7 protein-coding genes are annotated in these 8,922 nt (G+C 39.7%); 4 read left to right on the top strand and 3 right to left on the bottom strand.

Annotation, left to right across the window (positions count from 1 at the left end; translation table 11 throughout):
• The 3 genes from HMPREF9420_RS03695 to sppA form a co-directional block, all read right to left on the bottom strand.
• Nucleotides 1-735, bottom strand: a 735-nt coding sequence (locus HMPREF9420_RS03695) for a purine-nucleoside phosphorylase (RefSeq protein WP_007134099.1), incomplete at its 3' end; no start/stop codon positions are given.
• Nucleotides 620-1,801 (bottom strand): tetraacyldisaccharide 4'-kinase, encoded by a 1,182-nt coding sequence (gene lpxK / locus HMPREF9420_RS03690; protein WP_007134098.1) that lies wholly within the window; start codon nucleotides 1,799-1,801, stop codon nucleotides 620-622. The genes lpxK and HMPREF9420_RS03695, both read right to left, overlap by 116 nt.
• Before the next feature lie 3 nt (nucleotides 1,802-1,804).
• Entirely contained in the window at nucleotides 1,805-3,571 is a 1,767-nt protein-coding gene (sppA, locus tag HMPREF9420_RS03685; protein ID WP_007134097.1) for a signal peptide peptidase SppA, read from the bottom strand.
• A gap of 498 nt (nucleotides 3,572-4,069) precedes the next feature.
• Here sppA and HMPREF9420_RS03680 point away from each other — a divergent pair, with 498 nt between their 5' ends.
• The 4 genes from HMPREF9420_RS03680 (at nucleotide 4,070) to groL (ending at nucleotide 8,509) form a co-directional block, all read left to right on the top strand.
• Nucleotides 4,070-5,491, top strand: coding sequence for a GDSL-type esterase/lipase family protein (locus tag HMPREF9420_RS03680; RefSeq protein ID WP_044078742.1), 1,422 nt, complete (start codon nucleotides 4,070-4,072; stop codon nucleotides 5,489-5,491).
• Between the two features lie 52 nt (nucleotides 5,492-5,543).
• Nucleotides 5,544-6,350, top strand: coding sequence for a hypothetical protein (locus HMPREF9420_RS03675; RefSeq protein ID WP_007134095.1), 807 nt, complete (start codon nucleotides 5,544-5,546; stop codon nucleotides 6,348-6,350).
• Nucleotides 6,351-6,550: 200 nt separating this feature from the next.
• Nucleotides 6,551-6,820 (top strand): co-chaperone GroES, encoded by a 270-nt coding sequence (locus tag HMPREF9420_RS03670; RefSeq protein WP_036906115.1) that lies wholly within the window; start codon nucleotides 6,551-6,553, stop codon nucleotides 6,818-6,820.
• Between the two features lie 57 nt (nucleotides 6,821-6,877).
• A complete protein-coding gene (groL, locus tag HMPREF9420_RS03665; RefSeq protein ID WP_007134093.1) occupies nucleotides 6,878-8,509 on the top strand; it encodes a chaperonin GroEL in 1,632 nt (543 codons plus the stop codon).
• Nucleotides 8,510-8,922 lie beyond the last annotated feature (413 nt).

The following is an 8,922-nucleotide window of genomic DNA, read 5'->3' as shown; positions in this document are numbered from 1 at the left end:
TTCATGACTCACTTCAACTGGAACATCGAAACCTCCTAAGTCAGTAATGATGCTGATTCCAAATACTTTTATGCCACAATGGCGTGCAACGATTACCTCTGGAACGGTACTCATGCCAACAGCATCAGCCCCCATAAGGTGATACATGCGATATTCTGCCGGTGTTTCAAACGTTGGTCCTTGTACTCCCATATAGACTCCATGCATTAATCGAATTCCTTTTTCCTTACCAATTTCATCAGCTAACGCAATGAGTTGATGGTCATAGGCCTCGTGCATATCTGGGAAACGTGGCCCCGTTGGAAAGTTCTTTCCATGCAACGGATGCTCTGGGAAGAAATTGATATGGTCTTTTATAACCATCAAATCACCAATCTTAAATTCAGGATTCATGCCTCCTGATGCATTACTAACAAACAAAGTCTCTATTCCCAGCTCGTACATGACGCGTTCCGGGAATGTAACTTCCTTCATGTTATAGCCTTCATAGTAATGGAAACGACCTTCCATAGCCATGATGTCTTTACCTCCTAACTTTCCAAAGATTAGTTTCCCGGCATGACCTTCAACGGTAGACACTGGAAAGTTGGGTATTTCACTATATGGGAATTCATAACTTTCAGTTATCTCTGAAGCTAATTGTCCGAGGCCTGTGCCCAGAATTATGGCTGTCTTTGGACTTGTGACCATCCTTTCCTTTAACCAGGATGCTGTTTCTTGAATTCTTTCGTACATAGTCTATAATTTTATCATTAAATTCTTCTTCTTGGTTGATCATGAACTTCACCTTAATTGGAAGTACATATAGATTTTGTTTCACCTCTTCACTGAGTCCATCGAGCTGCTCAAGTCGCGTAGCATCTTTTTCCGTTGTAACGATAATCTTTTCTCCTTTGATAGCATTGAAAGTCTCGTTAATCTTCATGATGTCTTTGCTCTTAAACTGATGATGATCTGAAAAGGCCAATGTTGTCATCTCTTTCACATGTGGTTTCAAGTCGATGATAATTTGTTTGGGCGAAGCTATCCCAGTAATTAGCATTACATGCTTGTCTTCTAAGGCCTCTTTTTCTATCGTAGACTTCTCTTTTGCAAAGAGGGGAGTCAGTGATTCATATTCAATCGTGGTGAAATATAAACTCTGATATGGATAGAGATTCATGGCTTTTGTGAGTACTCTAAACTCCATGGGCTTTAAATCTTTAGGACATTTCGTAATGATTACTATGTCTGCACGATTCTTTCCCGATTGAGGCTCACGTAATCTCCCAGCCGGAAGCAGCTTATCATAGATGATTAACCGATGATAGTCTACAAGAAGGATATTAATTCCTGGTTTAACATAACGATGTTGGAAAGCATCATCTAACAAAATCACATCGGTATCATTAGTCTCTGCATCACCCGTGATATGGGCAATCCCGTCAACACGTTTTTTATCTACGGCGATATGTACGTCTTGATACTTCTGTTTCATCTGGTAAGGTTCATCTCCAATGTCAGTCACTGTCGAACTATCGTTGGCTAAAACATAACCATGAGTCTTGCGTTTATAGCCACGTGAAAGCACAGCCACTTTTACTTTGTCTTTCAACAAACGAATTAAGTATTCCACATGAGGGGTCTTTCCTGCACCGCCAACAGTGATATTGCCCACCGAAATGATGGGAATGTCATAGTCATGTTGCTTTAACAGCCCAATATTGAATAGTTGATTACGAAAGCCGACTCCTATTCCATAAAGCCAACTCAATGGAATCAACCATTCATTTATATGTATGAAGTCACCTTCTGTTCTCATCTCCTATTTAATTTTGATAATATAAGGCATGCGTGCCTGTACTTTATCTATGGTTTTAATGTCATTCATAATCTTGAATGGCTCGTAGAATTCACCTAAATAGCTTTGCATCTTACTATCAAGCAAGTCATCGCTTCCTGTATAACTGCCAATTAGTTGCTCCCAACTGCTTAATTGTGATGGATAAGAAGCTGTTTTATAGTCTGTGAGATTAGCCAATTTTGCAGCTTTTTCGATAGCATCGTCTAAGCCACCAAGCTGATCTATCAGTTTCAACTTTATGGCATCTTGGCCTAACCACACGCGACCCTGCGCAATTTTCTCTACCAGATACATTGGCAGCTGACGCCCTTCAGCAACTCGTTTTTTGAAAAGCATATAGCCTCTGTTTATATTTTGCTGTAGCAATGAAAGCTGTTCGGGAGTAAATGGATGACCTGATGCACCGAAAACGGCATTGCGATTGGTTTTCACCTCAGCGTATTTGATTCCAAGTTTCTTGGTAAGTAGTTCGCTCCAATCAGGGAATAGTCCAAAGATTCCTATGCTTCCAGTGATGGTTGTAGGGTCGGCAATAATCCAATCGGCATTACAGCTGAGGTAATATCCACCAGAAGCTGCTGCACCGCCCATCGAAACAACGACAGGTTTAACCTTTCTGAGCTCACTTATCTGGTGCCATATCTGCTCAGATGCATAAGCTGAGCCACCACCTGAATTTACTCTGATCACAACAGCTTCCACATCATCGTCATCAGCAAGGTCTTTTAGGTCCTTACACATGTCATTTCCTACAATTTGGCGTGCATCTTGGAAGATACTTTGAGGCGAAGCTTTATCAACAATGTCTCCATACGCATAATAAACTGCAATGTGTTTGCCTGAAACTTGCTCTTCATCGTCGTTCAAATCATCAACAGTTATCTTGTTGATATCGTCATCTTGATCAATGCCTAACTGCTTTTTGACAACTCCCGAGATATCATCGTTGTAGATAAGTCCATCGACCATCTTATATTTCAATATGTTTTCAGCCGGTTCTAAGCTGATAACGCGGTCGGCGTATGCGTTGAGGCTATCCTTGTTTAAGTGCCGATTTTGCGCTACTGTCGTAAGAATCGTGTTCCACCAACCATCAAGATAGCGTTGTGTTTGTTCGCGATCAGCATCACTTATGCTATCAGCGGTCATCTGTTCTACGGCACTTTTGTATTTACCTACCTTTGTAGTGATAAACTTAATGCCAAATTTTGCCAACGCATTCTTATAGTAAACCTTCTCTCCTCCGATACCGGCCCACTCAACACCTCCTTGCTTATTCATATAGATTTTATTCGCTGCAGAGGCTAAGTAGTAGCTAAGTGTGCTGTAATCTTCACCATAAGCAATAATCCATTTCCCCGATTTACGGAAATCTTGCAGTGCTTTCTCAATTTCTTCTGCTTGAGCTAAGTCTGCGCCGAATTGCCCGGCTTCGAGATAAATGCCTGCAACCTTGTCGTTTTCCTTGGCTTTTTTAATGGCATTCATAGTGCCTTCAAAGCTCAAAGTCGACACACCTTGTAAGCTGTTCATCACATTTTCTTCGTTCTGTTCAGTCATATTGCCATCAAGTTTCAGCACTAAAACCGAATTCTTATCAATCTTTGTGGTTGTTGATGAAGTGGCAATTAGTCCAATGAGACAAAGGAATCCAATGATACTCATTACACATCCAAAGAGGAAAATGCCCAACATTGTGGCGAGAACATTCTTGAAGAAATCTTTCATACGTTTATTCTTATTTGCTTGTTATTTATTAATCTGTAGTTAATATGTGTTGTTTTCGTTTGTCATTTGCGTGGTTGCTGAGAATCTCTTACAACACATTATTATATATATAGATGCAAAGATAAAAAAATAATTTAGTTTTATGGGTTTGTAAGGTCTTTTTTAACTTGCTTTTTCCTTTGAAAATATTTGGGAAGATATCAGCCTTCTTTTTTGATTTCTTAGATAAACATAAGCTATGTTATTTTAGATGGGGCTGGCTGGAATGTTGGATTACTTGATAAAGTCGGATATTCTTTATTATGTTAGCCTTCATGATGTGTTTTGATTTGTATTGTTTTACAGTGTGAAATGCGTCATTTTATTGAGTGAAATAGGTCTAATGATGCAACCTTTTGCCTCAGTTTACAAACTGATGAATATTTTTCTACGAATTAAGTCCATTGAATCTAAATAAAAATCTTTATCTTTGTGGGTGATATTCTAATAGCAATAAAAATGAAATCCATTATTAAGTATTTGTTTGTCTTAGCGTTGTCGCTGTCTGTAATCCCCCTCTATGCCCAACATAACAAGGCTGAAAAGCAGGTTGTGTACCACAAAATTATACACAAAAACTTAGAAGGGAATCTTGTTAATCAGTCACATGGACGGGCAATTGTAGCGTTGTGTTATGACAATCAAGAACAAACGTGCCAATCTTCACTGCTCAATGCACTGAAGAAGTCTTTCATCGAACAAGGCGTTTCCTTCTTTGTTTTGAAAGATAAGTTGTCAGGTCGTAACACGTTTCAATTGACAACAAAGGCCGAAGAGACTATAAAGCTGTTGCGTGATAGTGCTTCTTGCTGGCATCTTAACCCTTATGATATAGGTATAATGGGCTTTGGAGTTGGCGGATATGTCGCTGCAATGGTGTCTTGTAAGGCTTCGTTTGCAGAGCGACCCAACTTTAGTTTGTTATTCAATCCTGTAATTTCAGGAATTGATTTGAAAAGAAGTGGATTATTGGCAGATGTCGCTTTGCCTTCGAAAAACGCTGTTCAGTCAGTTAATGAAACTTGGTCTGTCACACCATTTGTGAGACGTCATCTCACCCCCGAAGCTGCTTTGTTTCTGACAAACGATGATGTTGTTGTCAATCCTCTACAGAATGGTGTGGCTTATTATACTGCAATGCGAGGCAACGGCAATAATTGTTCGCTCTTTATTTATCCTAAGGGTGGGCACGATTTTGGTTTGTTGGCAGATGATGTTTGTCGAAAGCTGCTGATTGATGATGTCAATTCATGGCTTGAAAACCATCAACCGATTGCGACTCCACAATCTATTCGCGTGGCGTGTATAGGCAATAGTATTACAGATGGAGCCGGAATAGACCTGGCAAGTGAAAAAGGTTATCCCGCGGTGTTGCAGCAACTGCTTGGTAAAGGCTTTGCGGTAAGAAACTTTGGAGTGTCAGCACGTACTCTACTTCGACGCGGAGATTTACCCTATGTCAATGAGTTGGCGTGGCGAGATGCACTGGCTTTCAATCCTAATATAGTGGTATTAAAGCTCGGAACAAATGATTCAAAGCCTGAAAACTGGCGCTTTAATGACGGCTTTGAACGAGATTTGTTGGCAATGGTTGACACTTTACAGGCTCTTCCAGCTCATCCAAAGGTATATCTTGCCACACCTATTCCTGCATTCAAACCCACTTGGAATATTAATGACTCGGTGATTGCAAACGCGATTATGCCGATTATACGTAAGGTTGCACGCAAACGACATTGTAAAATCATTGATTTGCACACAAAATATGCACCATATGGCGAGTTAATGCAGGCTGATGGCATTCATCCAACAGCTGAAGGAGCTGCAAAAATGGCTGAAATCATTGCCGAAGATTTGTCTGAATGTGACGTGAAAAAATGATTTTTCATAAAATAAAATGAATTATACCTAACTGAATTAAATCCTTTTTGATATGACAATGAAGCTGAAACAATGTTTACTTCTCCTTGTGCTTATGAGTGCATTTTCGTTTGTTCATGCACAAAATCATCCTATTTTAGGATATTATTGGCTTGGAATGACCGAAGAAGAACACTATCAACAGGCACTCAAAATGAAGGATGCTACAGAGGTGGGTAAGCCTGATGAGGTGCCAGGACGATATTTATTGAGTATTGCGGGTATTGACTTTGATGCCGAAACGACATCAGTCAACTGGGCCGAACCTATCACTCTTGATGATTATTTGCAGTATTTGAAGAATCCTTCTCCTTTATTTTTCACTGGAAGAAGTTATTTTTACGAAGGTAAATTGGTCTCTTTGACAATCTATACGCCTTCACCCAATGAGTTGGAAGGCTTTCTTTGTTATATGCCAAAGACTGTTTTAGCTGACGATAAAGAGGGAGAAAACCGAACTTCTTATGCCGTTTTCAATGTTGAGAGACATAATAAATTAGTGGATTTGACCAATCAGGTTGTGACATATCTAAATAAAAGGTATGGGAAACCACAAAAGGAATATGTAATTCCTTTGCTTAGTGCATTGAAGAAAGGTGAAGATAGTAAGCCGTTGGATAGCAATTGGTTTCGCCTTTGTAGTGGAGGAGCTGTGTTACCACGGGCAGAATGGCAGCAAGGAAAGATGAAAATTATTGTTGGAATCTCTAATTTTGCAAAACTTTTTATTTTGTTTTATGATGCAGAAGTGGTTTCTCCAACAGGTCTTTCGTCGTTGACAAAACCGGAAACTTCAGTAAAAGCTACAGCGGAATGGTAGTGAATGGATAAACAATGGTAGGAGTTTGACAAGTAAAGAGTCTCTAATTGTGTCCTTCATTGAGGCATAGAAACTCTTGTTTTATATCTGTCAGTTGTGTCATATCACACTGGCAAATTTGTCATATCATTTTTATTGGCACGTTTTTAGCATAACATCGGTTGTCAAAATAAAATAGAAATATTAAATATATAATGATTATGAACATTAAACCATTAGCAGACAGAGTGCTGGTTGTACCTGCACCAGCTGAAGAAAAAGTAGGCGGAATCATCATTCCTGACACAGCAAAGGAGAAACCTCAACGTGGAAAGGTAGTTGCAGTAGGTCAAGGTACAAAGGATGAAGCTATGGTTCTGAAAGAGAATGATGTCGTTCTCTATGGCAAATACGCCGGAACCGAATTGGAATATGAAGGTGAAAAGTATCTGATTATGCGTCAAAGTGATGTCTTGGCAGTAGTTGGATAATTTGCGAAATCATAAAAATTATAATTCAAAATCAAAGATTTTTAGACAGAAAATATTATGGCAAAAGAGATAAAATATAATGTTGAAGCACGCGAACTCTTGAAAAGAGGCGTTGATCAATTGGCAGATGCAGTGAAGGTTACATTGGGTCCTAAAGGTCGTAACGTTGTTATTGAGAAGAAATTTGGTGCTCCTCAAATCACAAAAGATGGTGTAACCGTTGCTAAAGAGGTTGAACTTGAGGATCGTTTCGAGAATACTGGTGCACAACTTGTTAAGAGTGTTGCCAGCAAGACAGGCGATGATGCCGGTGATGGAACAACAACTGCAACAATTTTAACCCAGTCTATTGCTACAGAAGGATTGAAAAATGTAACTGCCGGCGCTAATCCTATGGATTTGAAACGCGGTATTGATAAGGCAGTAAAGGCTGTTGTAGACTATATTAAGGAGCATGCTGAACTCGTAGGTGACAACTATGACAAGATAGAACAAGTTGCTACGGTTTCTGCAAACAATGATCCTGAGATTGGAAAGCTGCTTGCTGATGCAATGCGTAAAGTCTCAAAGGATGGTGTTATCACTATCGAGGAGAGCAAAACTCGTGAGACCAGCATCGGTGTTGTAGAAGGAATGCAATTCGATCGCGGTTATTTGAGTGGCTATTTCGTAACAGATGCCGATAAGATGGAATGTGTAATGGATAACCCATATATCCTTATTTACGACAAGAAGATTAGCAATTTGAAAGACTTTTTGCCTATACTTCAGCCCGCAGCAGAGTCTGGTCGTCCATTAATGGTTATTGCAGAGGATGTAGATTCTGAGGCACTTACCACTTTGGTTGTAAACCGTTTGCGTGGTGGTTTGAAGATATGTGCAGTCAAAGCTCCAGGATTTGGCGACCGACGTAAAGCCATGTTGGAAGACATTGCCGTATTAACAGGTGGTGTAGTTATTAGTGAAGAGAAGGGCTTGAAGCTTGAACAAGCAACACTTGAGATGTGTGGTTCTGCAAAGAAAGTCACTGTTTCAAAAGATAATACGACTATCGTTGACGGCGGAGGCACAAAAGAAAACATCGCAGAACGTGTGGCTCAAATTAAAAATGAGATTGCAAACACAAAGAGTTCTTACGACAAAGAGAAACTCCAAGAGCGTCTTGCGAAGTTGGCAGGTGGCGTAGCTGTGCTCTATGTTGGTGCTAACTCAGAGGTTGAAATGAAAGAGAAGAAAGATCGTGTTGACGATGCTTTATGTGCTACTCGCGCTGCAATGGAAGAAGGAGTTGTTGCTGGTGGTGGTACAACTTATATCCGAGCACTCGAAGCTTTGAAGGGTCTTAAAGGCGATAATGCCGATGAACAAACAGGTATTAAGATTGTAGAGCGTGCTATCGAAGAGCCACTTCGTCAGATTGTTGCTAATGCCGGAGGTGAAGGTTCGGTTGTAGTGAACAAGGTTGCTGAAGGAAAAGGCGACTTCGGATATAATGCACGGACTGATGAATTCGAAGATTTGAGAAAGGCAGGTATTATTGATCCAGCTAAGGTTGCACGTGTTGCACTTGAAAATGCAGCTTCTATTGCAGGACTGTTCCTAACAACAGAATGCTTGATTACAGACAAACCAGAACCTCAAGCACCTGCAATGCCTATGGCACAACCAGGTATGGGTGGTATGATGTAATTCATTTGAATCCTTAAAGTGTATTTAGCTTCATCATTATTGAAGCTGAAAGTACACAAAAAATAGTACCGGTTCATTCGTAAAGCGAGTGAACCGGTTTTTTGTTTTCTATGGTTTTACCATATAATTACACCCTCTTTATAAAACGTTTTCAGGCATATTGAACGGTAATTTCTATCAAATGAGATTCTAATGATTTGGCGTTCGTAGGTTAATAAAAATAAAAAAAGACTATTTACTCTTTGAATCTATTCGGATTTTTCCTATCTTTGTCGTAAACAGAAATATAAAATCATCGGACAATGTGCCGAAAATGATATTTTTTGATTTGTTTTAGTAGATTAGTTTTTAAGTAGTTTGTTTTTGAAAATCGGTTGTCGTGATGACATCCGATTTTTTTAGTTATTCGCTTT

It is taken from the genome of Segatella salivae DSM 15606 (genome assembly GCF_000185845.1).
GTDB lineage: Bacteria > Bacteroidota > Bacteroidia > Bacteroidales > Bacteroidaceae > Prevotella > Prevotella salivae.
This window is presented reverse-complemented; position numbering and strand designations above follow the sequence as displayed.

Excerpts from the sequence above, each read along its gene's own strand:
- lpxK (WP_007134098.1), bottom strand. The coding sequence starts at position 1,801 with ATGAGAACAGAAGGTGACTTCATACATATAAATGAATGGTTGATTCCA.
- sppA (WP_007134097.1), bottom strand. The coding sequence starts at position 3,571 with ATGAAAGATTTCTTCAAGAATGTTCTCGCCACAATGTTGGGCATTTTC.
- HMPREF9420_RS03670 (WP_036906115.1), top strand. The coding sequence starts at position 6,551 with ATGAACATTAAACCATTAGCAGACAGAGTGCTGGTTGTACCTGCACCA.
- groL (WP_007134093.1), top strand. The coding sequence starts at position 6,878 with ATGGCAAAAGAGATAAAATATAATGTTGAAGCACGCGAACTCTTGAAA.
- HMPREF9420_RS03680 (WP_044078742.1), top strand. The coding sequence starts at position 4,070 with ATGAAATCCATTATTAAGTATTTGTTTGTCTTAGCGTTGTCGCTGTCT.
- HMPREF9420_RS03675 (WP_007134095.1), top strand. The coding sequence starts at position 5,544 with ATGACAATGAAGCTGAAACAATGTTTACTTCTCCTTGTGCTTATGAGT.